This window comes from Fimbriimonas ginsengisoli Gsoil 348, from assembly GCF_000724625.1.
Taxonomy (GTDB): Bacteria; Armatimonadota; Fimbriimonadia; order Fimbriimonadales; family Fimbriimonadaceae; genus Fimbriimonas; species Fimbriimonas ginsengisoli.
The window spans coordinates 445,478-471,507 of the sequence record NZ_CP007139.1 but is presented as its reverse complement, the minus strand read 5'-3'; the positions used below and the strand labels follow the sequence as shown (position 1 = coordinate 471,507).

Below are 26,030 nucleotides of genomic sequence, written 5' to 3'. Positions count from 1 at the left end.
GGTGTTGCGGTGTTTTTAGTGTGAGGCTTTACCTTGTTTGATGGGGCGAATGGGACTTCTGGGACTCATGAGTCTCGTTTGTCCCATTCGACTCATCCGTCCCATCAGTCCACAAGCCACACGAAACAGTCCACACAAATCCGGCCCTAACACCTCAACACCGTAATACCGCAACACCGTCGGCCCTCCCCCGATCATGAGGAAAAAATGAGGTGCGGAACAGCGGCTCTCGATATTGCCGTTTGCGCTGCTTATGAAGCGTAAGAAGGCTTTCACTCTCATCGAATTGTTGGTCGTCATCGCGATCATTGCCACTCTCGCCGCGATTCTATTTCCGGTATTCGCCGCGGCCAAAGGGGCGTCCAAGCGCACTTCCGCCCTGGAAAACGTCAGCCAGATCGGCAAGGCGAGCGCCCTCTATCTTGCCGATCACGACGACCATCTCCCCTTCCGGTTTCCGATCGAACCGGCTTGGCCGGGGTACGGGATGATCGTTTTCATGGTCGGCGGCGGGCACGGCTTCGGCGAGCTGTATGGTCCTTACATAAAAGACACCCACGTCTGGTACAGCCCGGAAGACCGGCTCGCCGATAAGGGTTACACCAGCTTCGCATTCAACGAGCAGTTGGCCTACGACTGGTCGATGTCCTCGATTCCACGTCCGTCCGAGGCGATCTATCTCACTGATCGCACGGACATCAAGGATCCCGACCGCCCCCCGGTGGACACCTATGTTTGGTGGCAGTTCATCGAGCATCCCTTCGAGGAGTCTAGGCTGCCCGGCAAGATCGACCCCGTGTCGGTCGCCACTCAAATCGATCCGATCCGCTACACCGGCAACCTCGGTGTGTACCTTTTCCTCGACAGCCACGCCGCGGCGATGCCGTTCGGCAAGACCTGGGGCGACGCTACCCACAACCTTCACCTCGCGACAAAACCATGAAGTACCTTCTCCTCGCCGTTCTCACCATCGTCGCCGCCGGATGCCGTCCGAAGAGCGAATTCGACATCTCCCCCGATCAAATTCAAAAGCATGTGATGAAGGGCCCAATTGGCGACCTCGATCATCTCCCACCCGGCGCGGTCAAGCACACCAAGGTCTTTCACAAGGGGGACAAACTACCCGACGGCTCGATCTCGCCCGGCGAGCGTAAGATGGTCACCGTAGAGATGGGCGCCGGCCCCAAGGGCGCCGGTAACCGAGCCATGCTCCAAACCGACGACATGGAAATCGGCGGCAAGAAGTAGCGTCTGCGCATCGCCGATGCCTCCGGATTTCTCCACCCCCAACCCCCTCCTCATCGCACGATGCATCGACGAGGAGGGGGCTCCGGAAGGCACTAGCCTAAGACTTCGATCGTAAATCCGCCGGGCGCTTTGAAGTAGAACGTCCAAGCTCCGTGGATTCGATCGGGCGACGGAACGTCGAAGCCGTCGTCCTTCAAACGCTGGTTAATCTCGTTGACCCGTTCCTCGCTCTCTTGGATGAAACCGATGTGGAAGCTCGACGGGTACTTCACTTCCCCCGGCTCATAATCCTTGATCAGGGTCAGGACGATCCCGTTATCGTCGTGCAAGATCGCAAACCGGCTCGACATCCTGATTCCCTCCCTGGGTTTCAGGTCGAAGTACTTCTCCAAGAACTGCGCCGTCTCAAGCGCGTCGTCGACCGTGAGGTTGAGGTGGTTTAGGTTCATGCGGACATTCTGACCTGATTGACCCGGGGCCGTAGGGAACATTAGGGCGGTTCCGGGACTCCTACAGTTCCTACCTTCTCTAGCAAGTTTCTGCACATGCATAACATTGCAATTGAGAGAACCGCTTCAGCAAAGCTGAGGTGTCGAAGGGAAGAACCAGGGCCCTTGCGGGTCTGGGAGCACAAATGAATATTCGAACAATAAGTGGCGGTATTGCCACTCTCCTAGCGGCCGCACTTCTAGTGGGCGCTTGTGGCGGCGGCGGAGGCCACGGCGGTACGGCCGGCAGCGGCATAACGACGGGCAGCCCAACGGGAGGGAGCACCGGCGAAAACCTTGGCGCGCCCACGATTTCCTCCACTTCTCCCTCCAACGGAGATCCCTCGGCGCCGACCTCACGGCGAGTCACGGCGACATTTAGCGAGCCGATGACGCCTTCCTCGATCAACGAAACGACGTTCAAAGTTTCATCGCCCGCAGGCCCCCTTGCGGCAACGGTTTCGTACGTTGACAACACGGCGACGCTACAACTCCTGAGCTCGATGCCCGCGAATACCCATATCACGGCGACCGTGACCACGGGAGCGAAGGATAAGAGCGGCGTTCCCCTTGCCTCCAACTACACTTGGAGCTTCACAACCGGTAGCGTGGGCGATACCACCCCGCCGACGGTCAGCTCGACCGACCCTGCGGATGCCGCCACCGGCGTCGCGGTCAACAAGCAAATCTCAGTGGTCTTCAGCGAGACGATGGCCGCCAGTTCCATCACGACCTCCACCTTCAAGCTTCAGTCGCCAGCCGGCCCGGTAGCCGGAACGGTCTCCTTATTAAACAACGTCGCGTTGTTTAAGCCGACGACCACCCTCGCCCCGTCCACGGTTTTCACTGCTACCGTGACGACAGGAGTGAGCGACCTCTCGGATAACCACTTAGTCGTCCAAAAGGTTTGGACGTTTACGACCGGAACGAACCCGGACACCACGGCGCCGCGGTTGATCTCGACGGACCCAGTTGCTTCCGCAACCGGAGTTTCCATCAATAAAAAGGTCTCGGCGACGTTTAGCGAGAATATGGATCCCTCGTCGGTCAGTCCGCAAACGTTCTTCCTCAAGAGGCCGAACGGAACATTCGTGCCTGCGACCCTCGCCTATGCGAACAAAGTTGCCGTCCTAGATCCGACCAGTTCGCTTCTCTCCAATACCGTGTACACCGCGACCGTGACCGGGGGAGTTAAAGACTCCGCGGGTAACGCGATGGTTGCCGGTGTGTCTTGGTCGTTTAAGACCGCCGCAACGGGCGATACGACCCCGCCGACGGTTGTTTCGACCAAGCCGGCGAATCTCGCCACCAACGTCTTCCTGAACCAGACCATCAATGCGACGTTCAGTGAAGCGATGCAGGCGACAACCCTGAACACTGCCACCTTCAAAGTGGATGGCGTCCTTGGATCGGTAACCTACGACACGGCGAATCACATCGCCTCGTTCAATCCGACGGGCGACCTCGCTCCGAACACCACCTACACTGCCCGTATCGAAACGGGAGCCAAGGATTCGGCCGGCAACGGACTCGCTCTTGAGAAGACGTGGACGTTCACGACCGGTATTCAACGCTCCCAAACCCAAATTAACCTGGGTGCGGCCACAACCTATGCGGTTCTCGCCGGCTCGACGGTGACGAACGCCGGTCCGACGATCATCAACGGAGACCTCGGCGTAAGCCCGGGAACCGCGGTCACCGGATTCCCGCCTGGAAAGGTTAACGGTGCGATGCACAAGGGCGACGCCGCCGCGGCGCAAGCCAAGACGGACCTCTTGGTCGGACAACTCGACGCTGCCGGCCGACTCGGCGGCGCGGCACTCCCCGGAGATCTTTCCGGACTGACCTTCACCCCGGGGCTCTATAAGAACGCCACCTCGACGATGCTCTCGGCCGGTGCGGTCACCCTGGACGCCCAGGGCGATCCGAACGCGGTCTTCATCTTCCAGATGGGTTCGACCCTCACGACCTCGCCCGGCACCCAGGTCGTCCTGGCCGGCGGAGCCAAGGCGTCGAACATCTACTGGTCGGTTGGCACATCCGCCACCCTCGGCGTGAACTCGATCTTCAAAGGGATCATCCTCGCCGAAGCCTCGATCACCGTGAACACCGGCGCCGTCCTCGACGGCACCCTGCTCACCAAGATCGGCGCCGTCACCCTCGCCGCCAACACGGTAACCCGTGGTATCCACAAGGGCTAGCGACCCAAAGTAGCATCGGCTCCCAGCCGATGAACGGACCACTCCGTTCATCGCTGGGAGCCGATGCTACATGGCTTCGAACGACGATCGCAAAGCGGCCATTCGGTCGCCTTTGGCGAACAGTTCGTGCCCCACGTAGCCATCGTAACCGAGCCGGTCGAGCTCTCGGCCGATGGCTCGGTAGTTGATCTCCTGATCGTCGTCCATCTCGTGCCGGCCGGGGTTGCCGGCGGTGTGGACGTGGCCGAGGTACGGCGCTGCGCGGCGCAAGGCGCGGATCAGGTCACCCTCCATGATTTGAACGTGGTAGACGTCGAACAGCAGTCGCATCCGGGGTGAAGCCACCGCCTCGCAGGCCGCGATCGCCCAATCCACCGTGTCCGCCATGTAGTGCGGATGGTCGACACGCGAATTCAAGACCTCGAGGTTGAGGTTCACACCTCGCTCCTCGGCGTGGCGAACGACGCGGCGGGCCCCTTTGATGAAGAGCGCGAGCCCATAGGCATCCGAGAGACCGGGACGGCGCGTGCCGGAAAAGCAGATGATCCCCGGAATCTTGAGCGCGGCCGCCCGGTCGATCGAACGCACCAGTTCGTCCTCGATCCTCTCCCAATGCTCCGGATCGTTGAGGCCGTGGTCGATGGAATCGTGTCCCGTGAAGGACGCGACCGCCAGACCCGCCGACCTGGCGGTGTCGACGAACTCCTCCAGCCCCTCGTCTGGACTCCAAAGCTCCGTCGCCGCGTAGCCAATCGAGGCGGCTTCACGGAAGAGCTCGGCCAGCGACTGGTCGGGTTGGCGGAAGCAGGGATAGCAGAACGATTGTTTCATCGGGGGTATTCCACGGAAAGTTTGAGGTGGGCTTCGGGACGGGCGGCAATCTCAGGATAGATTCGGGGCAAGTCGGCGAAGGGTACCGGTTCGTCGACGATTCCGTCGCCTCGAAGGAGGCCGCGCTGAATCAACGCCCAAACTTCCTCGCGGATCCGAGCTTCGCTCCACCGAGGATGGTCCGGGTTCGGATCCGAGCAGGCTCGGGAGAAAACGATCTTCGGCCGGTTCATATGGGCTTCTCCGCCAAGATCGAGTCCCGCGGGAAACGGGGCCGGGAAAGCGCCGTAAGCGATGATGCCGCCGTACCCAACACCCCGAAATCCGGCTTGCAGCGCGCGCCACGCGCCCGAGAAGTCGATGACGACGTCGACGCCGTCCATATCGGTCATCTCTCGCAACGCCATCCCGGCGTCTCCGCTTGCCGGATCGATCGTAACCGCCCCGTAACGTTTGGCCACTTCGCGGCGGCTGGGTATCGGGTCGAGTGCGAAGATCTTGGATGCGCCGGCCGCCTGAGCAAGTTGGACGGCTGCCAAGCCGATTGCTCCGAGCCCGAAGACGGCTACGGAGTCTCCGATCCGCAGATGCCCGTCCCGTAGCGCTCCCAAGGCAAATTCGCCCGGATCTTGCATCGCAGCGTTCCGCCAGGCGACGTTGCCTAACGGGCGCAAAGAAGATTCGCCGATAACCGCGATGTCCTGGAACGGCCCCCACCAGGCGACCGCCTCTCCCACTTCGGTGTGACCGAACTGCATGTTGCCCAGCGGCACCGGATAGTTCCACAACACCCCATCCGCTCGGTGCACCCGCGCCTCGCTGTCCCATCGCCCACGATCGTTGGCGTATCCTTTGACGAAGGCCGCCATCGTGCCGTGTTTCTCCACGCCGTAACTTGGCCGCACCCGCACCTCGCCAGCTTGCGGGTCGCGGTCGGCAACCTCGGCCCACCCGATCTCGCCCGGGGAGTGACACACAAGCCTCTTCGCCATAGGCGAGACGTTACCCGCTGAGTTAATGCGTTAACTTCTATTGACGGTAGATCCGCCAGAGGAACCAGCCGAAGGTCGCCGCCGCGAAGGTGATCGAGAGCAACTTGGCAAGCCACGAACGTGAACGGGCGTCGAAGAACTTCTTTACTCCCACCAGCAAGATCAATCCGGCGATCGAATAGGAAGTAAGAGCCAAGAAAGTGGTGGACAACGAATCCCATTCCTGGCCCTTTCCCATCCACAAGACAGGGGGAATCGCGGCGGCAGCGCCAACGAACACGATCGCGGTGTCTCGCGGAGCCATCCGGTACCCCATCGCCACGCCTCCCACGAGCCCCACCGGGAACCCCAGAAACATGCCGATTCCGTAGCAGTAAAAGGTCGCGACGGCCATAGTGAAGCCGCCGACGACGGCTCCAAAGATGCCCATGAGAAACATGGCCAGCACGCGCTTGATGCCGATCCATAGAGCTCGTAAACCCTCCCACGACTCGGCACTTGCTACCACACTGCGATTCTATACGGGGGCCGGCGACGGTCGTCGGCGAAGGTCCCGCATGGCCCTGGAGTTCGACTCCGGGGGGCAATTCTGAGCCCATGACATCGCCTCTTCCTCGGTCGTTGCGCCTAAAGCAAGATCGATCAGTAGGAGCCGACTCTCCACGGACAAGCCAAACGTGAACAGTACTTATTTGTCAGCTTATAAAGAGTACTTAAGAGACTTAACCGATGAAATCGCCGACACTAACAGTCTTAGGCCTAGGCCGTGATTAAATTCATGCTCATATTGACGCAAGTCATAATGTCCGCAAAAGGCGATGTTGGGCACCTGCGCTTATCTGCGAAGTCCGATAATTGCGATGCTATCCCGCTCGCACAGTCATGGAACTTGGCCATCTATTTGAAACGGAGCCCTCCGACGCGGGAAGCCGCCCAGGGAACATCGATGCCGAGAAAAAGTTCCGGGGTCTGCTCGAGTCGGCGCCCGACGCGATCGTGATCGTCAACGCGGACGGCGTTATCGTCCTTGTGAATTCGCAGACCGAGCGGATGTTCGGCTACCCCCGCGACCAGATCTTGGGCCAGCCGATCGAGTCACTAGTACCGGAGAGGTTCCGGACTCGCCACCCGCATCATCGGCGGAGCTATTTCGGGGTGCCGCGCGTTCGACCGATGGGGGCCGGCTTGGATCTGTGGGGCCTTCGCGCCGACGGGATTGAATTCCCGGTGGAAATCAGCCTCAGCCCGCTCGAAACGGACGAAGGGGTGCTCGTCACCGCGGCCATCCGCGACGTGACCGATCGAAAGCGGGTTGAGGTCGCGCTTCAAGAGAAGAATGAGCAGCTGGAACGGGCGATCCAGGCAAAGGACCGGTTCCTCGCAAGTATGTCGCACGAGCTCCGTACTCCGCTAAACGCGATCATCGGCTTTTCAGGCACGCTTCTGATGAAACTGCCGGGCGACCTGACCGAAGACCAGGAAACTCAGCTAAAGATCGTCCAGCGGAGCGCCAATCACCTTCTTTCGTTGATTAACGATCTACTCGATTTAGCCAAGATCGAGTCTGGAACGGTGGAAGTCAACGCCGAGCCGGTCGACATCAAAGCGGTCGTTGATGAGGTTGTCACGACCCTGCGCCCGATGGCTGACGCAAAACACCTCGAGTTTTTCCACTCCGTCGGCGACGTCCCGGATCAAATCGTGACCGACCGTCGAATGTTGCAGCAGATCCTCATCAACCTCACCAACAACGCGATCAAATTTACCGATTCCGGCTCGGTAAGGCTGACCGTTGGAAGCGACGCCGGCCAGATATGGTTTCGGATTTCCGATACTGGAATTGGCATTAGTGAGGCCAATCAGCTTCGTCTTTTCGAACCGTTTTCGCAAGTAAGGGGGAGGGGAGTCCGGGAAAGGGAAGGCTCTGGTCTAGGATTGCATTTGAGTCGAAAGCTCGCCTCCCTCGCCGGTGGAAACATCACCGTTGAGAGCGAATTGGAGCAAGGGAGCATCTTTACCGTTTGGTTGCCCACAGAATGCTAAGAGCGCACATATTAGTTATCGAAGACAACCCGGAGAACTTGGCGCTTATGACCTACCTCTTGCGCTCCGCGGGTTATCGATATCGCGTGGCCGTCGACGGGCAGGAAGGTATCGATTTAGCTCGCGAGGAGCTTCCGGATCTGGTGCTGTGCGACATCCACATGCCGGTATTAAGCGGATATGAGGTGGCCAAGCAGTTCAAACAAGACGCACGCCTAAGGGATGTTCCGATCGTCGCGGTCACGGCTTACGCAATGGTGGGCGATCGGGAGCAGATCCTATCTTCGGGCTTCGATATGTACATCGCCAAACCGATCAAACCGGAAACTTTCATCCAAGACATCGAGACAATGTTGTCTCCAGAGCGAGTGGCTCAGCAGCTTTAGATGCAACGATCGTGCAAGGTCCTCATTATCGACGATAGGGAGATTAATCGCCTCTATCTAAGAACGCTGTTGAAGACTCGCTCGCACACGGTTATCGAAGCTTGCGACGGGGAGGAAGGGTTGGAGCTGGCAATCGCTCGGCGACCCGACCTCATCATTACCGACATCCTTATGCCGAAGGTGGACGGCTACGAGTTCCTAAGGCAACTCAGAAGCATCTCAGATGTAGCCCAAATTCCAGTCATCGTTTACACGTCAACTTACGTAGAAGAGGTCGCCCATCTATTTGCGATGGCGTGCGGCGCATTCCGAGTCATTACCAGACCCGCAAAGCCGGAAGAATTGCTACGCCTCATCGATGAGGCCCTAACCGCTACGCCGCCGAGTTCTCCGGTTCAACTCCCAGACGATAAATTCGTCTTGGAGCATCGGCGGCTACTTACCGACAAGCTGGCTCAAAAGGTGCGCGACCTTGAAACCGAAATCGTGTACCGGAAAGCCATTGATTCCAAGCTCGCGACGGCACTGAAAGCGTCCGGCCAAAAGATATTTGATCTGGATCTTCTTAGCGGCCGCTTGACAATGACCGAACCGGACGAGGTAGGGGAGCGGACGGTTTCGACTTCCGCGAACCGGGCTTGGCTGCGCTCGTCGGTTTTGGCCGAAGATTTGGTCCTCCTCGACGACGCGTGCGAACGCGCGAAAGCGGATCGTTCCGCAATCCGCATCCAGTATCGGCACCGGCAAGTAATCGGCGAGGAGCGGATTTCCGAACTCAGAGGTAGCTATCGTTACGACGAAAGCGGCACACCGACCTCGCTTTCCGGCACGGTGTTAGACGTAACGGGGCACGTGACCACCGAGAACGACCGCCGTCGTCTAGCCGCCATCGTGGAGCACAGCCATGATCTCATTGGTTCCGCTCGTCCGGATGGAACCGTTACCTACTTGAACACCGCCGGCAAAAGACTTATCGAGATCGACGAAACGGCGTCGGTGTTTGGATCCGACATGTTCGAGGATCTCTATCCGGAGGACGTCTCTCGAGTTCAGCAAGAAGTTCTGCCGGCGATCTATGAGAGCGGTGAATGGAAAGGGGAACTCCGGTTTGTGGGCAGGCTCAGCGGCCAGGCGATTCCATGCGAGTGCTCGTGCTTTTCTATGCTGAATCGCGAAGGGGTCGTCACGAACATCGCAATCATCGCCAGAGATATTCGGTCCCGAAAGGAGATGGAGAGGCAGTTGAACTTGCGTTTGGTTCAACTAACCGCCTTGCGACGAATCGACGTGGCCATATCGGGTGCCGTTGACCTCAATTTGACCCTCCAGGTTGTCGTTAATGAAGTCAGGGCGGTGGAGTGGGTCCATGCGGCTTGCATCTTCCTATACGACTCGCATCTACGGGAATTGAGATTTGCGTGCGGCGATTGGTCCCAGGTAGATGGGCAAATATTGGCCATCTCCGAAAGAGCGGTGTCCGCTCGCGGTCCCATACAGCAAGTCGACGGGAGCGGTTTCGATGGAATAACGATTCAGGCCCAGCCCCTACTTTCGAAGGGAGTCGTCAAGGGGGTTCTGACTCTCGCCCATCGAGCTCCCGAGGGTAGGGACCAGGTTCTCACCAGTTTCATCGACGCGGTGGCGGCTCAAACCGCCATCGCCATCGACAATGCGATGCTTTTCGAAGATCTTCAGCGGTCGAGAAACGACCTTGCCACCGCCTATGACGAAACGTTGGAAGGATGGTCGCGCGCTTTAGACTTGAGGGATAAGGAAACGGAAGGACATAGTCGCCGGGTGACCGACCTAACGATGCGAGTTGCCCGCGAGCTCAGGCTCCCCTCCGAAGACTTGCAGCATATCCGCCGAGGAGCGTTGCTTCACGACATCGGAAAGGTGGGAGTGCCTGACAAGATCCTCCTCAAGCCCGGACCTCTGGACGAGGAGGAAGGCCGATTGATGCGAATGCACGCGGACTACGCCCTAGAGCTACTGGCGCCGATCTCCTATTTGAAAGCGGCTCTGGACATTCCGTATTGCCATCACGAACGGTGGGATGGAACCGGCTACCCTCGCCGCCTCAAGGGTCTTCAGATTCCCTTGGCGGCTCGAATCTTCGCGGTTGCCGACGTCTGGGATGCTCTCTCCTCCGATCGGCCCTATCGAAAGGCATGGCCAAGAGACCAAGTGGTCGAGCACATCCGCCAGAACTCCGGCACCCACTTCGATCCCGAGGTAGTGGAGGCGTTTCTTCGGGTTGTTACTTCCACCTGATCGCCTCGGAGTTCGTCGAGGGTCAATTCCGTTCTTTGAGAGTAGACGCGATAACTGGAGTAACCGCCTTCGTCCAAATGGCATAACCATCGGGATTCATATGCAGTCGATCCTCAACAAAGAGTTCGGGTCGAGGCTGGCCTTGGCTGTCCAGCATGAGAGGAAAAATGTCGATGAAGATCAGATGTCGCTTTTTCGTCGAAAATTCTTGAATCAGCCGGTTCGTCTTCTTCACATTCTCGACATTTCCCCACCTGGATGGGGCGGGCGAGATGGAGATGTACGCGATCGGCGTACGCGGTAGCTTCGTGCGGATGGTGGCAACGAACGCTTTGTAGTCGGCGAAGACCGTCTCGGGAGATTTGCCCGACGCGAGGTCGTTGGTGCCGGCAAAGAACACGATCATACGAGGTTCGTAAGGCGTGACGATCCGATGGGCATACCGAACCGAATCGCTGATCGCGGAGCCGCCGAAGCCTCGGTTGATCACGTTCCAATCCGGAAAGTCCTTCTGCAAGGAGGTCCACTTACGAATACTCGAGCTCCCGACGAAGACGATCCCGCCTTTCATCGGCGGGTTCTTCAGATCGTCGACCTCAAACTTCGCGATCTCGTTTTCGAAAGGAGCCGGCTTTTCACTCTGAGGAGCCTGCCCAGCCGCGACCGCCGCCAACCCCGCAACCAGAAACAGAAACGCGCGAGTATTGCTCACTCCCAAGGAATACCCTTTCCAGGGCGGAACGCGATCGTAGCGTCGGCGCCCTCGCCGATGCCTGCGGCCTTCCACCTACAGGACGGGATGGATGGAACGTCCCAGAGCTCAAGTTCGTTATAAGCAATACTGATCGTGGTGCGAGGGAAGACGGCTCTGATAGTCAGGTTTATCTGCTCGCTCGCCTTAGTGTTGGCCGCTTTGCCGATACGAGCGAGCGGGACGATGGCTTGTGCCATGCCGGCACCGGTTGCAAAGCCGAAGGCAAGTTGCAAAATGGCCTGCTGCGAGCCGCAAGCGAAGGCCAAAGGCGCTTGCTGCAAGTCGACCAAACCCGCGGCGCATCACAATGCGATGTCGAGCCGGGTCGACTCCTGCCAGTGTGAGCTGACTTCCACGCCCAGCGCCCGAGCTTCCGTTGAGGCCGTCGCCCTTGAGCACTTGCCTGTCGCAACGCCGGCCAGATCGCGATTTATTCTCGCGGTGAAGGAAAGCTTCGCCGAACCCGGCATCTTTGGGATCGACTCCGGTCCGCCCGTTTCGTCCGAGTTCTCGTTGGATCTCGGCCGCGCACCTCCCGTTGCCCGTGTGTAACCCCGCGGAGCTCATCGCTCCGCCTTCGTCTACGCACGACTTACCGCAACCGGAGTATTTAATTGTTCAAACCGTTTTTATCGAGCTTCGCGCTCGTACTCGCCGTAGCCGGCGCTCGCGCCCAAACGTCGTCGTTTCTTTGCGTTCACTGCGATCGTAAGATCGTCGTGAAGTCCAAATCGGACTTGGCCAAGAAATGCGCCGTGTGCAAGTGTGGGGTCGCCGCCTCTGCTTGCCGCCCGGCCAAGCCGGCGAAGCCGGCCACCAAGGCGCAAGTCGGAAAGTATCTCGTCGAGCTTCGCGTGCCGGAAGAGGGGCTCTTCGCCGGCGAGCAGGTCGACGTTGAGTTTCGGCTTTCCGACACGACCCACAGCGATCCAATCGAAGGAAAGCGGGGAGTTCCGAACGCTCAACCGAGAGCGACGGTGACGATGCCAAGCATGCCCGGGATGCCGGTGGTTCGGCCAAAAATCCACAGCGAGGGCGTTCCCGGAGACTACGGCGTAGAGCTCTTCTTCCCCCACGGGGGAACTTTCCAGGTCGGTCTCTTGCTCACCCCGCCCGGTGAGAAGCCGCTTCGGACCTCCTTCAGCGTTAATGTGAACGACGCGGAAGCTCGACGAAGCATCGCCAAGCCGAAGCCGTATTCGGTCGAGATGCTTGACTTTCCGAAGGACGCGCGCGCCGGTCAGCCGATCGACCTCCATCTAGAAATCAAAGACACGAAGACGGACCAAATCGTCCGCGATTTCGACGTGGCGCATACGAAGCTGATCCACCTGATCGTAGTCAGCAAAGACCTGGGTTGGTTCGCCCACGAGCATCCGGAGCAGCAGGCCGACGGCTCATTCCGGTTGCCCCAGACTTTTCCTGCGGGAGGCGATTACCTGGTCTTTGCCGACGTCGCCCCCAAAGATAAGGGGTCGCAGGTGATCTCTACCTCCGTCCACGTCGCCGGGCCGGGCGGGAACTGGAGCAAGAAATTGGCCCCCACGACAGGAAAGGTCGCCGTCGACGGGATCGTCGCCGAGTTCCAGCCGACCGAGACGCCGATCCCGATCGGCAAGACCACAGTCGTCAGCTTCCATCTCCGCGATGAGGCGACCGGACAGCCGGTGAACGATCTGGAACCGTACCTCGGCGCCCACGGCCACCTCATGATCATCCATCAAGACGGACAAGCGTTCGTCCACAGTCACCCGGCCGAGGACGCGGCGGCCGCTAAGCTCATTCGCCAAGGCGAAGTCCGGTTCACCGCCCGATTTCCGAAGCCGGGAATCTACAAAGCCTGGGCCCAGTTCCAGCGCCACGGCAAGGTCGTCACCCTACCGTTCGTGTTCGAGGTCAAGTGATGGAAATCGTCATCGTCGGTACGGTCCTGGCGCTCTGCATCTTCTTCATCGGAAGACACATGTTGCGCAGCCTGGGGCTGGGAATCGGCGGTGGCAAGCCTGACTGCGGCTGTGGAAGCTGCGCGGCAAAGAAGAAGCGGGGAACCCGGTGAGGATCCCCAGCAAACTTGGAGTTACAAAATGAATAAAACAATTAGGATTCTCGCCATTGGACTCTTCGTCATGACCGGAGCCGCCATCGTGCCGGCGAATATGGTTCGTGTACACGAGGTCCCATGCCCGCTTTGCGGGATGAAGGTGGTGCAAGGGACGAAGACCCAGGACAACGAGGTCGTTCTACGATTCGGAAGAAAGAAGATCGAGTACCGCTGCGTCTATTGCGCCATCGCCGACTCCAAGAAATACGACGGCGACCTCGTCGTCTACGCCCCATCGGAGACTAAGGGGAAGCCGGTGCTGCTAACGCGGACGGCGGGCAAGTGGGCCGCGGTCAAGGAGAGCGAAGGGAAGCTGGTCCCTGAGAGCGGAGTAGTGTTCCTGAACGACTTCGACAGCCACGATAAGTGCGCAAAGCTCTCCCGCGCCTTCCACGCCAAAGAAGGATTCGATAAGTACGTGAAGGGGAACGGAGCGGAGAAATCGAAGTCTATGTCCCTGACCGAAATGGTAGCGGCGGCGCTGAAAAACTAATGAGAACAATCAAGGGGATAGGAGTGGCCGCGGCTTTGCTCGCCGCGGCCGTTGCGTCGGCTCAGAAGATGCCGAACTGCGCGCACTGCGGCATTCCGATACCGGTCGAGGCGACCGGCTCTCGGCTTGTCACGGTGAAAATCGGCGCTAAGACGTACCCCGTGAGGTGCATGCTGTGCGCCCGCGACTTATCGGCGCAGTACCCGGGTAAAGCCGAGGTTCGCGCGCCGACGGATGATCCAAAACAGTCTTTAGTGCTCACGTCCGACGACAAAGGGAATTGGACAAGCAACCTGCCCGGCCTCGTCTTTCTCGAGGTCGAGGGCGACCACGCGTTTTGCAGCCGGTGGTCACGCGCCTTCGTCTCGGAAGAAGGGTTCCGACGCTACGTCGCGGAGAATCCGCAGTACAAAGAGGCCAAACCGCTTACCCTTGCCGAATGGTCGCAGCGCGAAGGCAAGGAGATGGACCACCAGCACATGGCGGGGATGGAGCACGGCGACGAAATGGGCGGCATGATGGGCAAGCTCGGCCCGTGGTCGATGTCTCGCGAGGGTTCCGGAACGAGCTGGCTTCCCGAGAGCTCGCCGATGTTCATGAAGCCGCTCAACAAGCAGGGGCGATACGACCTCTCGCTAATGGGACTGGCCACCCTGAACTACACCGACGCGGGAGGAAAGCGGGGCGACAGTCAATTCTTCTCGAATTCGATGCCGATGCTCATGGCGCGTCGGGAGACCGGCGGCGGGACGCTCGGCTTGAACCTCATGGTCTCCGCCGACCCGATTATTAATGGTCAACGGGGATATCCGAACCTCTTCCAGACCGGCGAGACCGCCCACGGCCAGCCCTTGGTCGACCGGCAACATCCGCATGACCTGATTTCCGAGCTCACCGTCTCCTACAGTCATCCGGTTAAGAGCGGCATGCGGTGGTTTGTGTACGGTGGGCCGGTGGGCGAACCGGCCTTCGGCGGACCGATGTATCTTCACCGCCCGAGCGGGATGGAGAATCCGGAAGCCCCGATTACGCACCACTGGTTCGACGCCACCCATATCTCTTGGGGTGTCGTGACGGCGGGCGTTAATACGGACAAATGGCAACTCGAAGCGAGCGCCTTCAATGGCCACGAGCCGGACGAGAACCGATACTCGCCCGACCCGATCAGCCTGAATTCCGCCTCCGCGCGGATCACCTATAATCCGAGCCGGGATCTGTCGTTCAACGCGGCGTACGGATATCTCAACTCGCCGGAGAGCAAGGAGCCGGGTGTCGATCAACACCGCATCACCTTTGCGGGAATATACAGCCGCCCCCTGGCCAACGGCGACAACCTGTCCGTCACGGGAGCGTTCGGACGAAATATCAAGGCAGGACAGGACTCGAACGCCTACTTGCTCGAGGCAACCCTTTTCCACGGTCCCACGTCGATCTTCGCCCGTTACGAGAACGTCGACAAAGACGAGCTGGTCGGTGTGCCACCCGGCAGCTACAACATCAATAAGCTCATCTTCGGCGGAGTGCACAACGTGGCGTCGCGGAACGGGTTCGACATCGGCATCGGCGCGTATGCGGGCCTCTACTCGTTCCCGTCTAGCCTGGAGCCCTTCTACGGCAAGAACCCGGTGACGCTGGGCGTCTTCCTTCGCGTCCGTCCGAGCCGCATGAAGCACGAAATGTCCGGCGAGCACTCCATGCCGGGGATGGGAGGCATGTAAGCCGACCCCGTTCAGAGGATAAGACCGATGGCCTTCGGAAACGTAGATCTCGCGGTTACGGTGGCGTACATCGCCTGGGGTACCGGAGGTCCACACTGGCAAAGTAGTGGCGTTACTTGCTAATAGAAGGCCGGGGCCTCGGGCGCCTCGGCCTTCTTGATCGTGGACTACTTAGGGGGCTCTGCCTCATTCTTGCAGCGCATCACCGTAGTTTCTGTTCGGATAACGGTGTACTGCTTTGGATCCTTCGGATACGCCGGTTTCGGGTGTCGGTACGTGACGATCTTTTCCTGTGTGCAACATGAGGTCGACGTCATCTCAGGGCAGCAGGTCCGAGACTCACGAGCACGTGGGGATGGTGCACGCACACGGGCATCACCACGGGGCCGTTTCGGATACCGCCGCCGCGAAGATGATGGAAGTCGATATGCGCCGCCGGTTCTTGGTGGCGCTCGTTCTTTCCATTCCGCTTCTGATCATCTCGGGCCACGTGCCGGGTCTACCGATGTGGCTGCCCATGGAAGGGCACTTACGACACATCGTGATGCTGGTCCTCGCCACGCCGGTAGTGTTTTACTCGGGCTGGATCTTCATCGCGGGAGCTTATGAAGCCATTCGAGAGCGAAAGCTCGACATGTCGGTGTTGATCGCCACCGGAGTTCTCGCATCCTATCTCGCGAGTTTATATCTCGTCCTCATCCCAGGCTCTGAGGTGTACTTTGAAGCGGCGGCGATGCTGGTCACTTTCGTGCTCTTCGGGCACTGGATGGAGATGAAGTCTCGCCGGGGAACGTCCGACGCCCTTCGCGCCCTCTTCGACCTAGTCCCACCGATGGCGCTGGTGGTGCGCGGTGACACTGAGCATGAGGTCCCGACCAGTTCGGTCCAGGTCGGCGATGTGCTGCGAGTGAAGCCAGGGCAAAAGGTGCCGGTCGACGGCGAAGTCGTCAGCGGGAAGTCTTCCGTGGACGAGTCGCTCGTGACAGGGGAGAGCATCCCCGTCGAGAAGTCCATTGGAGACTTGCTCGTGGGAGGCTCGGTGAATACCTCTGGAAGCTTGACCTACCGCGCCACTAAAGTCGGTGGCGATACGGTTCTGGCTCAGATCACGAAGCTCGTTCAAGCGGCTCAAGAATCGAAGGCGCCGGGGCAGCGACTTGCCGACCGGGCCGCAGGGTATTTGGTCGTCCTCGCCGTGGGCTCTGGGGTGATCACGTTTCTCGCTTGGCGCTACGGATCAGGCGCCGGTTTCATCACCGCTCTTACGTTTGCCATCTCTGCAGTCGTCATCGCATGCCCGGATGCGCTGGGCCTCGCAACTCCAACCGCTGTTTCGGTTGGTATCGGCCTGGGGGCGAAGCACAACGTTCTGATCAAAGATGCGGTGCCCTTGGAGCAGACTGCGCAGGTCGACGTAGTGGCCGTCGATAAGACGGGGACGCTCACCGAGGGCAAGCCAAGGGTTACCGAGATCTTGCCGCTGGCCGGCGTGGATGCGAATGAGTTGGTCTTGGTGGCCGCCGCCCTCGAGCGGGCATCGAGCCACCCGCTCGCGATCGCCATCCTGGAGGAGGCGAAAACTCGTGGGACGATTCCAGAGGCAGTGTCATTCGAAAACGTCGCGGGAGCGGGGCTTCGTGGGCAGGTCAACGGCGAGACGGCGCTGGTGGGTAAGAAGGCTCTTCTAGCCGAAGCCGGCCTGGACATTTCGGCCCTTGAGCCACTCGAAGCGCAGCTTGCGGGCAAGGCACGTACGACAATCTTCGTCGCGGTCGGTAACCGGGTTCTTGGGGTCGTCGCCGCGGCCGATCCCGTGAAAGCCACCTCGAAGCGGTTCGTGGAAGAAATGCGGTCGCGCGGCGTCGAGGTAGTGCTGATGACCGGTGACAACGAGTCGACGGCCAAGGCGGTCTCCGAGCAGGTCGGCATAACACGTTACTTCGCCGCTGTGCGACCCGAAGAGAAAGCCGCCAAGGTGAAGGAGCTTCAAGGTGAAGGACGGTTCGTGGCCATGGTAGGCGACGGCATCAACGACGCGCCGGCTCTTGCTCAGGCCAACATCGGCGTCGCGATCGGAGCTGGAACGGACGTGGCAATCCAGGCCGCCGACATCGTCCTCATGAAATCGGACCCGTTAGATGCCGTCAACGCCATCATCCTCAGCAAGGCGACGGTGCGAAAAATGAAGCAGAACCTGGCCTGGGCCAGCGTCTACAACCTCGCCGCCATCCCCATCGCGGCGGGAGTCTTCTACTCGAACCTAGGCTGGTCGCTTCGGCCGGAGGTATCCGCGCTCTTGATGTCACTTTCCTCGATCTTTGTCGCCGTCAATGCCGTTATGCTTCGGACATCCGAGCGGCGGTTCATCCACGCCTAGCCGCTCATGGAAATTTACAAACAAGCGATGTACTGGCTTTGTTGGATTGTGCTCGGCGGCCTCCTCGTCATTGCGCTCCTTCGACTGATTCAATAAACGAAATGGCGAAGCTAACGACGGCAAGCACATTGGAATACCAGGCAGCCGTTTTCGGCGCTGGGTTCATCGGTTTCGGCTTGGGATTCTTACTTAAAGATTCGATAGGCGTGTATTCCATCGTCGTTATGGTCATCGGGATTCTTCTTCACGGATGGGGCATGTACCGGATCCACCGGCGGGACAGCGATGCAAGACCTTGACCGAACTCGGCCCACAAGCTGGTTTTGTAAAGGGGCCCGCCCGTGCATGCGGCCCAGCTACCTTCACGAATCCCGCGCCGCCGGAACACCGAGCCTTTTCTCGACGTTTCCTGAGATACTAACGGTGGTGCGCAACTACAACGCATTGGCGCTCAGGCTCCTCAGCTTGTTGATTCTGATTTTGGCTTCAATGCCGGTCGGAGCCAAGCAGGCGGTGTGCGTCATGCCGAATCGCGCGCCGGTGCCGATCGCCACTTGCGGGATGCCTTGCTGCGCGCATGGCGCGATGGGCGCGCGACTTCCGGTTGCCAAACCTTCCTGCTGTCGCAAGGCCGCAAGTCGACCAACGGTCTCCCTTGTTCCGTCGGGGTGCAGATGCGAGACGCGGGTGAGCGCCACCTTTGCGCCAACCGCCGCCACCTCACATCCGATTCCCCTGGTCGCTTGCGTCCTCGTGCTCGCGCTGGCCCCCCATCCGGCACTTGAAGAAGTTCCGGCGACCGCCTACGAGCCCGGCATCGTCGGTACCGATTCGGGTCCTCCGTCTCGGATCGCTCAGGCGGATCATTCCGGGCGGGCGCCCCCCACTCGCTGAGTCTCCTCGGAGGCTCCGGCCGCGTTGCGGCGGAGCCCACGTTCCGATGACTCGCGAGGTCCGCTATTTCCACCACAACCGTACATTCGAGATGGGCAACGCCGCTGGCTTGGGCCCTTTTCGGCACTCTCATTTCCTTTGCTCAAGCCCAGACCCGTTCGGAATCTGGCCATCCCTTGTCTATGGCGCAGGCCGTAGAAGCGGCGGCGAAGAATAACCCGGCCGTTGTGGGCGCTCAGGCGGATCTGGAGGCGGCACGGGAGGCGATTCGTTCGGCAAAATCCCGACTTCGGCCAAGCGCGTCCCTAAACGGCTTCGCCACGGCGGGAAGTTACGGGGCCATCTATCCCTCAGCGCCGCGAGTCGACCCGGCCTATGCTTTGCTGGCGCCCTCGGGAGGGTTATTGGACGCCAACGTCATGCTGATGATCCCGTTACTCACGGGTGGATTGCTCAACGCCCAGGTCGGATCGGTTCAAGAAATCGCCGCCGCGGCCCAATACGACCTGCGGGAGACTCAGGCCGAAGCATCTCTGAAAGCGGTAGATGCCTACTTGAGAGCGCTTTTGGCTGCGGAAACGGCTTCCGCCGCCCAGGCTCGCGTCGAAGCGGGTTCCGAGCTGGTCCGCACCACCCGCGCTCAGTTCGAAGCAGGCAAAGGTATCGAGGCTTCGGTGCAGAGATCGGAATCGGAGCTCGCGCAAAGTCAACGTGCGCTTACCGCCGCCCTTGGCGAGCGGAAGAAGTCGCTGCTCATGCTGAAAGAGGCGATGGGGATTGATCTGGATACCGCCGTCGCTCTTACGGATCCGCTTGACCGGGAGATAAGTCGTGGAGAACTCGCCGGCTACCTAACCAAAGCGCTCTCTGGGCGCGGGTCGATCTTGGCCGCAAGAGCCAGGCTGCGCGCATCCGAGGCGGACGTAAGGGCGTTGGAGGGGTCTCAAAAACCGCAGGTGTACGGAATCGCAATGGCCGACGCGGCCAATCAGGCGGGGAGCCGGGGCGCCAGCATTGGTCTGACCATCAGCATCCCGCTGTTCGACGGCGGCCAGCGCCGGGCCGATGTCTCCCGGGCTCGGTCGATAAGGGAGCGCGAGAGAGCTAATGTTCGCCAGATCGAGCTCACGGTGCAACGCGAGGTACGGGAGTCGTACATCGATTTCGACACTGCGAACGCTAACGTCGCTTCGGCAAAGTCATCGGTGGTAGCGGCCACCTCTGCTTACGAGGTGGCGGCTCTTCGCTACGCGAACGGAAAAGCGATTCTCGTCGAGCCTTTGGACGCGATGCAGGCACTGACGCAGGCCCGGCGAGACCTTGCCCAGGCGCTCTACGAACGTCAAATCGCTTACGTCCGCCTGCTTCGCGCGGCTGGCCTGCCACTCGTGGAGGAAGTCAAGTGACGACCGTGCGGTGGGTGTTCTTGGTATTCGTATTTCTCCTGCCGGCGATGGCTCTTTCGCTGACCGGGCGGGCGGGGCCCTACACGGTGGAGATCACGACGGATCCGAATGTTTTGCCGGTCGGCAAGGCGACCTTGGACATGTTCGTCACGGATGCCTCCGGCAAGCCGGTCGAGGGAGCCCAAATTCGGGCCATTGCGCAAATGCCGAACATGGCGATGGGAGAACGAGAGCAAGTCGCCGCTCCTTCCGGTACACCGGGGCACTACCGCATAACCCAGTCGTTCTCAATGGCAGGCGGGTATGAAGCCCGAATCGCCGTAACGGGACCCCTCGGCAGCGGCACCGCCGTCATTCCGATGGAAACAGGGAAGTCGACCGCGACTGCCGCCGATGGGGGCCGTTCCGTTTTCACTCTTTGGCCATGGGCCGTCGGACTCGCGCTCGTATTGTTCGTCGTCCTTCGTATGCGGCAGACGGGACAACGGGTTGAGCTCAAAGGCTTGGCCACCCGACAGGTTGTCGCGGCCCTGGTAGTGCTTGGGCTCGTGCTTTACGGAGCCTTGTACGCCGTGAACCACCTCCGACGGAGCGGATCGATGACCCCGATCGAGGCGCAAACCATGAGCATGGACATGCCCCCTCCGGAAGGGGTAACGCCGGTTACGCTCGCCACCGCGGAGCTTCGGCCGTTTTCGGCTACCGTGAAATACTCGGGACAAGCCGTCGGAATGGAGGAACAGGATGTAAATGCCCGAACCAGCGGGGTCATCGTCTGGATGCCCGCCTACGCCGGAACGGCCGTGCACAGGGGCGAAGTCATCGCTCGCCTCGACACGTCGCAGCTTGCGCCGCAGGTCGCCCAGCAAAGCGCGATGGTCGAGAGCGCCCGCGAGGGGGTCGGCGTCGCGGAGGCGGACTACCGGCAGGCGCAGGCGATGATCCACCAGGCCGAGTCGGAGCTCGGGCAATTCCAAGGCGCGGTCGAGGAGACGCGGGCGAACTTGGCGGCCACCCGGCAGGAAAGGGATGCCGCTGCCGCGAACTTGACGGCGGCGCGCGCCGATGTGGCGGATGCGCAGGCGCGCCAATCTTCGGCCCAAGCGGATCGACGTTACTGGTCCCAGGAGCTCGATCGAGAGTCGAAGCTCTTCGCGGCAGGCGCCGTTTCGCGCGACGAGTACGACAAGGAGCGGGCCGAAGCCTCAAAGAGCGACGCGGCTTTGCGCCAAGCTACCGAGGGAGTTCGTAGCGCCGAAGCCAAAGTCCGTGCGGCGGAGGCGGAACTTAGGAAGTCGGAGGCCGGCATCGAAGCGGCGAGTCGAAAGGTCGACCAGGCGAAATCCGCGCTCATGGCGCACCACGCGCACGTGCAGACGGCGAAGGCCGAAGCGGCGTCCGCGCACAAGAAGATCGGTCAGGCCGCGGCGGGAGTCCGCCAAGCCCGGGCCGGGCTTCAGGGGGTTACGGCGCAAGCGGGTTATGCGGAGATTCGGGCGGCGATCGACGGAGTCGTAACTCAGCGCTTGATCAGTCCGGGCACGCTGGTGACGCCCGGACAGGCGATTCTACGCGTCGCCCAGATCAGCCCGGTCCGTGTCCAAGCGAACGTTCCCGAGGCGGACCTGACGAGAGTGAGGATCGGGAGCCTCGTGGCAATTCGGCATCGCGGTGGGAGCGAACGTCCACTTGCCACGCGTGTGACATCGATTTCGCCTGCGGTCGATCCGGTATCCCGTACCGGAATCGTGGAGGCGCTATTGCCCAATCGCGATCGCTCGTTCCTTCCGGGACAGTTCGTGAATATGGAGATCCCGGTGGGTCTCCCGGGGTCACAGATCACCGTTCCAACAGCGGCGATCCAAGCGGGCCCGTCCCCGGGCGGGGCCATTCAGGCATCTCGAACGGATACCTATGTGTGGCTCGCCCGCCCGGTAGCTGGTCAAGCGGGAACCTACACGGTCGAACGAAGGAGCGTCGTCGTCGGCGAAGAGCAAGCGGGTCAGACGGCGATCCGGTCGGGCCTCGCGGTCGCGGACAAGGTGGTCGTGGAGGGAGCCGCCGGGTTGTCGAGTGGCCAGACGGTTACCGCATCCGGCATGGGTGGCCCGGACGTTGCCACGAAGACTCTCGAAATTTCGATCACGGAGAGCGGCTTCGATCCGGCCAGTCTGACCCTCACCGGCCCCACGCCTCACCGGGTCACGTTCGTGCGAAAGACGGACAACACGTGCGCGAAGCAAGTGGTGTTTCCCTCGCTCGGAATTACTCGAGATCTGCCTCTAAACGTGCCGGTTACTATCGATCTTCCGGCCACGGCAAAAGGGGAATTGAACTACGCCTGTGGGATGAACATGCTCAAGGGGAAGGTGATCGTTCAGTGAGCGGCCCCTCCGCTCCCCGCGAAAATCCACTGCACCTTATTCACCGGTGGTCCATCGAGCATCCGTACGCGGTGATCGCATTCTTTGTGGCGGTGGTTCTCGCCGCCTGGCTGGCGGTGACGAGCATGATTCCGCGCCGGTTTGCTCCGTATGTCGAGAGTCCCATGATCGGCGTCGTTACGATGATGCCTGGGCTCTCTTCGCAGGAGATGGAGCTCCAGATCTCGAAGCCGATCGAGGAAGGGCTGGTAAACGTCAAGGGGCTGCGCTACATCCGTTCAAACTCACAGGACGGTTTCTCCATCGTTACCTTGGAGTTCCCATACGGGACGAACATGCAACGGGCTCTGACGGACGTCCAGGCCCTGATGAACGTGGTTCAGGCGCAGCTTCCGTCGACGGGCGCGAACCTCAAACCGTCGTTCGTAATCCCCATCGACCCCCTTAATCTGCCCATTCTTTCCCTTTCCCTTCGGGGCGATGCAGCCAAAGGGTGGGACCCAGCGCGGGTGCGGGAATTCGCGGATAACGAGGTCGTGAGGCGGCTGAAAGGAGTGCGCGACGTCTATTCGGTCGTGCCGTTCGGCGGTTTCCGTCGCCAGCTCCAGGTGCTCGTCGACCGTGCCAAGCTGTCCGGATACGGCATCTCCGTCCTCGACGTGCGAAACGCCATCGACCGAGCCAACCAGAGCGCCTCCGCGGGAACGCTAACGAACGGATCGGGAGAAGGAATTGTCCGCGTCGATACCCGCGCGCGATCCGCTCGCGATGTTCTCGAGTATCCGGTCGCCACTAAGGGCGGAGCCTCGTTGCCAAATCCTGCAGGAAGTTCTCCGGCCGGTATGGGCGGCATGGGAGGAGCCTCTCCACCCCCGGCCGTAGCGCCGCCGACCCCCGCGGCGGTCCCGCAGAAGGTCGTTTACGTCCGAGACGTCGCCCGCGTCGTCGACGGGTATTGGGAGCGGCGGAGCGGCTACGACTACCTCAGTCACGAGCCGGGAAAGTCGGGCTTGGTGTCGCCCTCGGTCGAGGTGTCGGTCGTCCAGAATCCGGGAGCAAGCTCGGCGCAAGTCGTGCCGGAGGTGATGGCGGTCGTGCGGCGCCTGGAGCAGGAGAATCCCGGACTCCACTTCGAGGTCGCGTACGACAACGCCCACTTCGTCGGCATCCTCTTCGACAATGTTTGGCACGAGCTGGCCATCGCGATCGGCCTAACCGCCCTCGCGCTTCTCCTCTTTCTTGGGGAGTGGCGGGGGACCGTTATCGCCCTCGTGACGCTCCCGACGTCGCTCGCCCTGGCGATCCTGATGATGATGCCGTTTGGGATGACGTTCAACAGCGGCACCCTTATTGGCCTGCTGCTCTCGATCGGACGTTTGGTCGATGACAGCATCATCGACATCCACGCCGTCGAGCGTCACCTGCGTCTGGGCAAAACCCCTAAGCAAGCGACCATTGACGGCATCGCCGAGGTCCGGTTGGCGGTGATCGCCTCGACGGTGATGATCGTCCTCGCCCTCGTACCGCTCCTCTTCTCGGGCGGGCTCGTGGGGCTCATGTTCGTCGAGCTTGTGTGGCCCCTCATCTTCGGTCTCATCGCCTCCATGCTCGTGTCGTTCACGCTGACGGCCTTGCTTTGCGCGAACCTCTTGCGACCGGAGTCGGCGAGGGACTCTGACCGCCGGCGCCCCGGTTTAGCGCTCCTCTACCTCCTCCTCGACCCGGTCCAGCGCGGCTTGGATCGCTTGGAGAAAGGGTATGCCCGCGCGATCAAATGGTCGCTGAAGCATCGGTTTGCCAACCTCACCAGGGTGCTCGCGACCCTCGCGATTGGCTTCACCTTCTATTACTTCATCGGCAGCGAGATGATGCCGCTGGCGGACACCGGTCAGGCGAACGGATTTTTGGAGATGCAACCCGGGACTTCCTTCGAGGGAACCCAAGCGGCGGTGAAGCGGCTGGAGGCGATCATGCTGAAGCACCCGGAACTTCAAAAGGCTAGCATCGAACTCGGCGCCGAATCCATGTTCGAGAGTTGGAATCCTTCGTTCACCGGCTACCAGATGCCGCAGGTGAACGGAGCGTCGATGATGCTCACCTTTGGCGACAAGGATGAACGTGGACGCACGATCTGGCAAGTGATGGATGCAATTCATCGCGAGGCGATGGCGACTATTCCCGGCATTCGCCGGTTGCAGATCAAGGAGATGGGCTCCGACGTCATGGCGGCGGCGCAAGCCCCGATCCAAATTAACATCCACGGCCCCGAGCTTTCGGTACTCGACCGTCTCGGCCACGAGGTTCTCCACGTGGCGGATCGAATGAAGGGCGAGATGTACCAACCGGCCCAGACTTGGACGATCGGCCAACCCGAGTACCGAGTCCAGGTTGACCTTCAGCGGGCGGCTGAGGTCGGCCTTTCCCCGGCGAGCATCGCCGAGCAAGCTTATTACGCCTTGCACGGAGGCTTAACCAACGAGTTTTACCGTCTGCCTAACCAGCGCCAGAACACGATTCTCGTGCGGTACGACGAAGCCGACCGGAAGACTGCAGCCGACTTGGCGGGTCTCTATCTCTCGACTCCCGATGGACGCCAAATACCACTTCATTCGGTGGCGTCGATCGTTCGCACGGCGGCGCCGACCGCTATCGAGCACGACGGTCTGCGGCGAGTGGTGGGAGTCAACGGCTATTACCGAATCGGGCACCCGCCATCCATGGATACGGTCATGGACCTCGTGAGCAACGCCTACGGCGGGAATCCGAAGCTTGGCGTAGATGCGGTCAATTTTCCACCCGGCTACGGGGTGGAGGTACGGGGCGATATGACCCAAATGATGGACAGCATGCGCCGATTGGTTCAGAGCCTCGGCCTTTCGCTGGCCCTCATGTATCTCGTCCTCGTAGTGCAGTTCCGGGGATTCCTACAGCCTCTGCAGATGATCGCCTCGCTTCCTCTCGAGCTTGCCGGCGTCTTCACCGCGCTGTGGCTCGCTCACGCCGCCTTCTCGACCGTTTCCGTACTCGGAATCATCGTGCTCACCGGAATGGACATCACGACCGCGGTCCTCATGGTCGACCTGATCATGAAGTACCGCGAGCAAGGCGTCCCCCGCGACGAGGCGATTTTGCGGGCGTGCCCGGATAGGCTGCGTCCGATCCTGATGACCTCCGGCATCACGATGATCGTTATGCTGCCCGTAGCCATCGCGCCTAAGACCGGTCTCGACGCCTATCAGCCGCTGGCGGTCGCCGTCGTGGGCGGGCTGCTCGTGGGCACGATACTCAGCCTCTTCGACATTCCGATCATGCACACCTACGTGGACGACTTCGTCCGCTGGCTCGACAAGACTTTTCGCGGACGCGAAAGCAGTCGAACTGAGTCCGATCCGGGAGAAGAGAGGCCTTAAGGGCGTGCTTGCGCTTTTGAATCGATCGGA

22 protein-coding genes are annotated in these 26,030 nt (G+C 60.6%); 15 read left to right on the top strand and 7 right to left on the bottom strand.

Annotation, left to right across the window (positions count from 1 at the left end):
* Nucleotides 1–253: 253 nt before the first annotated feature.
* Both OP10G_RS25570 and OP10G_RS02170 read left to right on the top strand, forming a co-directional pair.
* On the top strand, nt 254–943 hold the full coding sequence (locus OP10G_RS25570) for a type II secretion system protein (RefSeq protein WP_084179721.1): 690 nt from the start codon (nt 254–256) through the stop codon (nt 941–943).
* Nucleotides 940–1,248, top strand: a complete 309-nt coding sequence (locus OP10G_RS02170; RefSeq protein WP_025227527.1) for a hypothetical protein — start codon at nt 940–942, stop codon at nt 1,246–1,248. Before OP10G_RS25570 ends, OP10G_RS02170 begins: the two co-directional genes overlap by 4 nt.
* 92 nt (nt 1,249–1,340) lie before the next feature.
* On the opposite strand, the gene OP10G_RS02165 is transcribed toward OP10G_RS02170, so the two are convergent.
* The gene (locus tag OP10G_RS02165; RefSeq protein WP_025227528.1) at nt 1,341–1,697 is read right to left on the bottom strand and encodes a VOC family protein; all 357 of its coding nucleotides are present in this window, start codon (nt 1,695–1,697) and stop codon (nt 1,341–1,343) included.
* Between the two features lie 185 nt (nt 1,698–1,882).
* Here OP10G_RS02165 and OP10G_RS02160 point away from each other — a divergent pair, with 185 nt between their 5' ends.
* Complete coding sequence (locus tag OP10G_RS02160) at nt 1,883–3,937, top strand: Ig-like domain-containing protein (RefSeq protein ID WP_084178774.1); 2,055 nt, start codon at nt 1,883–1,885, stop codon at nt 3,935–3,937.
* Nucleotides 3,938–4,003: 66 nt separating this feature from the next.
* Here the strand turns inward: OP10G_RS02160 and OP10G_RS02155 are convergent, their stop codons facing one another.
* The 3 genes from OP10G_RS02155 to OP10G_RS02145 are packed head-to-tail and all read right to left on the bottom strand — an operon-like array spanning nt 4,004 to nt 6,268.
* Nucleotides 4,004–4,768, bottom strand: coding sequence for a hydroxypyruvate isomerase family protein (locus OP10G_RS02155; RefSeq protein WP_038472371.1), 765 nt, complete (start codon nt 4,766–4,768; stop codon nt 4,004–4,006).
* The gene (locus OP10G_RS02150) at nt 4,765–5,760 is read right to left on the bottom strand and encodes a zinc-dependent alcohol dehydrogenase (RefSeq protein WP_025227531.1); all 996 of its coding nucleotides are present in this window, start codon (nt 5,758–5,760) and stop codon (nt 4,765–4,767) included. The genes OP10G_RS02155 and OP10G_RS02150 overlap by 4 nt, the downstream gene beginning before the upstream one ends.
* 37 nt (nt 5,761–5,797) lie before the next feature.
* Nucleotides 5,798–6,268 (bottom strand): hypothetical protein, encoded by a 471-nt coding sequence (locus OP10G_RS02145; RefSeq protein WP_144240952.1) that lies wholly within the window; start codon nt 6,266–6,268, stop codon nt 5,798–5,800.
* Between the two features lie 374 nt (nt 6,269–6,642).
* On the opposite strand from OP10G_RS02145, the gene OP10G_RS02140 reads away from it, so the two are divergent.
* From OP10G_RS02140 to OP10G_RS25565, 3 genes are read left to right on the top strand one after another with little or no spacing between them, the layout of a single operon-like run.
* A complete protein-coding gene (locus OP10G_RS02140) occupies nt 6,643–7,803 on the top strand; it encodes a PAS domain-containing sensor histidine kinase (protein ID WP_025227533.1) in 1,161 nt (386 codons plus the stop codon).
* The gene (locus tag OP10G_RS02135; RefSeq protein ID WP_025227534.1) at nt 7,797–8,189 is read left to right on the top strand and encodes a response regulator; all 393 of its coding nucleotides are present in this window, start codon (nt 7,797–7,799) and stop codon (nt 8,187–8,189) included. Before OP10G_RS02140 ends, OP10G_RS02135 begins: the two co-directional genes overlap by 7 nt.
* The gene (locus OP10G_RS25565; RefSeq protein WP_025227535.1) at nt 8,190–10,463 is read left to right on the top strand and encodes an HD domain-containing phosphohydrolase; all 2,274 of its coding nucleotides are present in this window, start codon (nt 8,190–8,192) and stop codon (nt 10,461–10,463) included.
* A gap of 22 nt (nt 10,464–10,485) precedes the next feature.
* Here the strand turns inward: OP10G_RS25565 and OP10G_RS02125 are convergent, their stop codons facing one another.
* Nucleotides 10,486–11,175, bottom strand: a complete 690-nt coding sequence (locus OP10G_RS02125; protein WP_025227536.1) for an SGNH/GDSL hydrolase family protein — start codon at nt 11,173–11,175, stop codon at nt 10,486–10,488.
* Entirely contained in the window at nt 11,172–11,507 is a 336-nt protein-coding gene (locus OP10G_RS02120) for a hypothetical protein (RefSeq protein WP_025227537.1), read from the bottom strand. Before OP10G_RS02120 ends, OP10G_RS02125 begins: the two co-directional genes overlap by 4 nt.
* A 429-nt stretch (nt 11,508–11,936) precedes the next feature.
* Here OP10G_RS02120 and OP10G_RS02110 point away from each other — a divergent pair, with 429 nt between their 5' ends.
* The 6 genes from OP10G_RS02110 (at nt 11,937) to OP10G_RS02090 (ending at nt 18,205) form a co-directional block, all read left to right on the top strand.
* Entirely contained in the window at nt 11,937–13,121 is a 1,185-nt protein-coding gene (locus tag OP10G_RS02110; protein WP_227625037.1) for a FixH family protein, read from the top strand.
* Nucleotides 13,121–13,273: a hypothetical protein gene (locus tag OP10G_RS26655; RefSeq protein ID WP_158409117.1), complete on the top strand. Its 153-nt coding sequence runs from the start codon at nt 13,121–13,123 to the stop codon at nt 13,271–13,273. The genes OP10G_RS02110 and OP10G_RS26655 overlap by 1 nt, the downstream gene beginning before the upstream one ends.
* 28 nt (nt 13,274–13,301) lie before the next feature.
* On the top strand, nt 13,302–13,811 hold the full coding sequence (locus tag OP10G_RS02105) for a hypothetical protein (protein WP_025227540.1): 510 nt from the start codon (nt 13,302–13,304) through the stop codon (nt 13,809–13,811).
* Complete coding sequence (locus tag OP10G_RS02100; RefSeq protein WP_025227541.1) at nt 13,811–15,529, top strand: hypothetical protein; 1,719 nt, start codon at nt 13,811–13,813, stop codon at nt 15,527–15,529. Before OP10G_RS02105 ends, OP10G_RS02100 begins: the two co-directional genes overlap by 1 nt.
* 355 nt (nt 15,530–15,884) lie before the next feature.
* The gene (locus tag OP10G_RS02095) at nt 15,885–17,906 is read left to right on the top strand and encodes a copper-translocating P-type ATPase (RefSeq protein ID WP_025227542.1); all 2,022 of its coding nucleotides are present in this window, start codon (nt 15,885–15,887) and stop codon (nt 17,904–17,906) included.
* A gap of 101 nt (nt 17,907–18,007) precedes the next feature.
* Nucleotides 18,008–18,205: a hypothetical protein gene (locus tag OP10G_RS02090; RefSeq protein ID WP_025227543.1), complete on the top strand. Its 198-nt coding sequence runs from the start codon at nt 18,008–18,010 to the stop codon at nt 18,203–18,205.
* 135 nt (nt 18,206–18,340) lie between these two features.
* On the opposite strand, the gene OP10G_RS02085 is transcribed toward OP10G_RS02090, so the two are convergent.
* Complete coding sequence (locus OP10G_RS02085; RefSeq protein ID WP_025227544.1) at nt 18,341–18,625, bottom strand: hypothetical protein; 285 nt, start codon at nt 18,623–18,625, stop codon at nt 18,341–18,343.
* 357 nt (nt 18,626–18,982) lie between these two features.
* Between OP10G_RS02085 and OP10G_RS02080 the strand changes: the two genes are divergently transcribed.
* Genes OP10G_RS02080 through OP10G_RS02070 form a run of 3 tightly spaced genes read left to right on the top strand, consistent with a single transcriptional unit; the run spans nt 18,983 to nt 26,000 of the window.
* The gene (locus OP10G_RS02080) at nt 18,983–20,206 is read left to right on the top strand and encodes a TolC family protein (protein WP_025227545.1); all 1,224 of its coding nucleotides are present in this window, start codon (nt 18,983–18,985) and stop codon (nt 20,204–20,206) included.
* Nucleotides 20,203–22,590 (top strand): efflux RND transporter periplasmic adaptor subunit, encoded by a 2,388-nt coding sequence (locus tag OP10G_RS02075; protein ID WP_025227546.1) that lies wholly within the window; start codon nt 20,203–20,205, stop codon nt 22,588–22,590. The genes OP10G_RS02080 and OP10G_RS02075 overlap by 4 nt, the downstream gene beginning before the upstream one ends.
* Nucleotides 22,587–26,000 carry an efflux RND transporter permease subunit gene (locus OP10G_RS02070; RefSeq protein WP_025227547.1) on the top strand — a complete coding sequence of 1,138 codons (3,414 nt, stop codon included), beginning with the start codon at nt 22,587–22,589 and terminating at the stop codon, nt 25,998–26,000. The genes OP10G_RS02075 and OP10G_RS02070 overlap by 4 nt, the downstream gene beginning before the upstream one ends.
* The last annotated feature ends 30 nt before the right edge of the window (nt 26,001–26,030 follow it).

Coding starts and splice junctions, on each gene's coding strand:
- OP10G_RS25565 (WP_025227535.1), top strand. CDS start 8,190: ATGCAACGATCGTGCAAGGTCCTCATTATCGACGATAGGGAGATTAAT.
- OP10G_RS02135 (WP_025227534.1), top strand. CDS start 7,797: ATGCTAAGAGCGCACATATTAGTTATCGAAGACAACCCGGAGAACTTG.
- OP10G_RS02105 (WP_025227540.1), top strand. CDS start 13,302: ATGAATAAAACAATTAGGATTCTCGCCATTGGACTCTTCGTCATGACC.
- OP10G_RS02150 (WP_025227531.1), bottom strand. CDS start 5,760: ATGGCGAAGAGGCTTGTGTGTCACTCCCCGGGCGAGATCGGGTGGGCC.
- OP10G_RS02095 (WP_025227542.1), top strand. CDS start 15,885: ATGGTGCACGCACACGGGCATCACCACGGGGCCGTTTCGGATACCGCC.
- OP10G_RS02170 (WP_025227527.1), top strand. CDS start 940: ATGAAGTACCTTCTCCTCGCCGTTCTCACCATCGTCGCCGCCGGATGC.
- OP10G_RS26655 (WP_158409117.1), top strand. CDS start 13,121: ATGGAAATCGTCATCGTCGGTACGGTCCTGGCGCTCTGCATCTTCTTC.
- OP10G_RS02155 (WP_038472371.1), bottom strand. CDS start 4,768: ATGAAACAATCGTTCTGCTATCCCTGCTTCCGCCAACCCGACCAGTCG.
- OP10G_RS02140 (WP_025227533.1), top strand. CDS start 6,643: ATGGAACTTGGCCATCTATTTGAAACGGAGCCCTCCGACGCGGGAAGC.
- OP10G_RS02165 (WP_025227528.1), bottom strand. CDS start 1,697: ATGAACCTAAACCACCTCAACCTCACGGTCGACGACGCGCTTGAGACG.
- OP10G_RS02090 (WP_025227543.1), top strand. CDS start 18,008: ATGGCGAAGCTAACGACGGCAAGCACATTGGAATACCAGGCAGCCGTT.
- OP10G_RS25570 (WP_084179721.1), top strand. CDS start 254: ATGAAGCGTAAGAAGGCTTTCACTCTCATCGAATTGTTGGTCGTCATC.
- OP10G_RS02100 (WP_025227541.1), top strand. CDS start 13,811: ATGAGAACAATCAAGGGGATAGGAGTGGCCGCGGCTTTGCTCGCCGCG.
- OP10G_RS02080 (WP_025227545.1), top strand. CDS start 18,983: ATGGCGCAGGCCGTAGAAGCGGCGGCGAAGAATAACCCGGCCGTTGTG.
- OP10G_RS02160 (WP_084178774.1), top strand. CDS start 1,883: ATGAATATTCGAACAATAAGTGGCGGTATTGCCACTCTCCTAGCGGCC.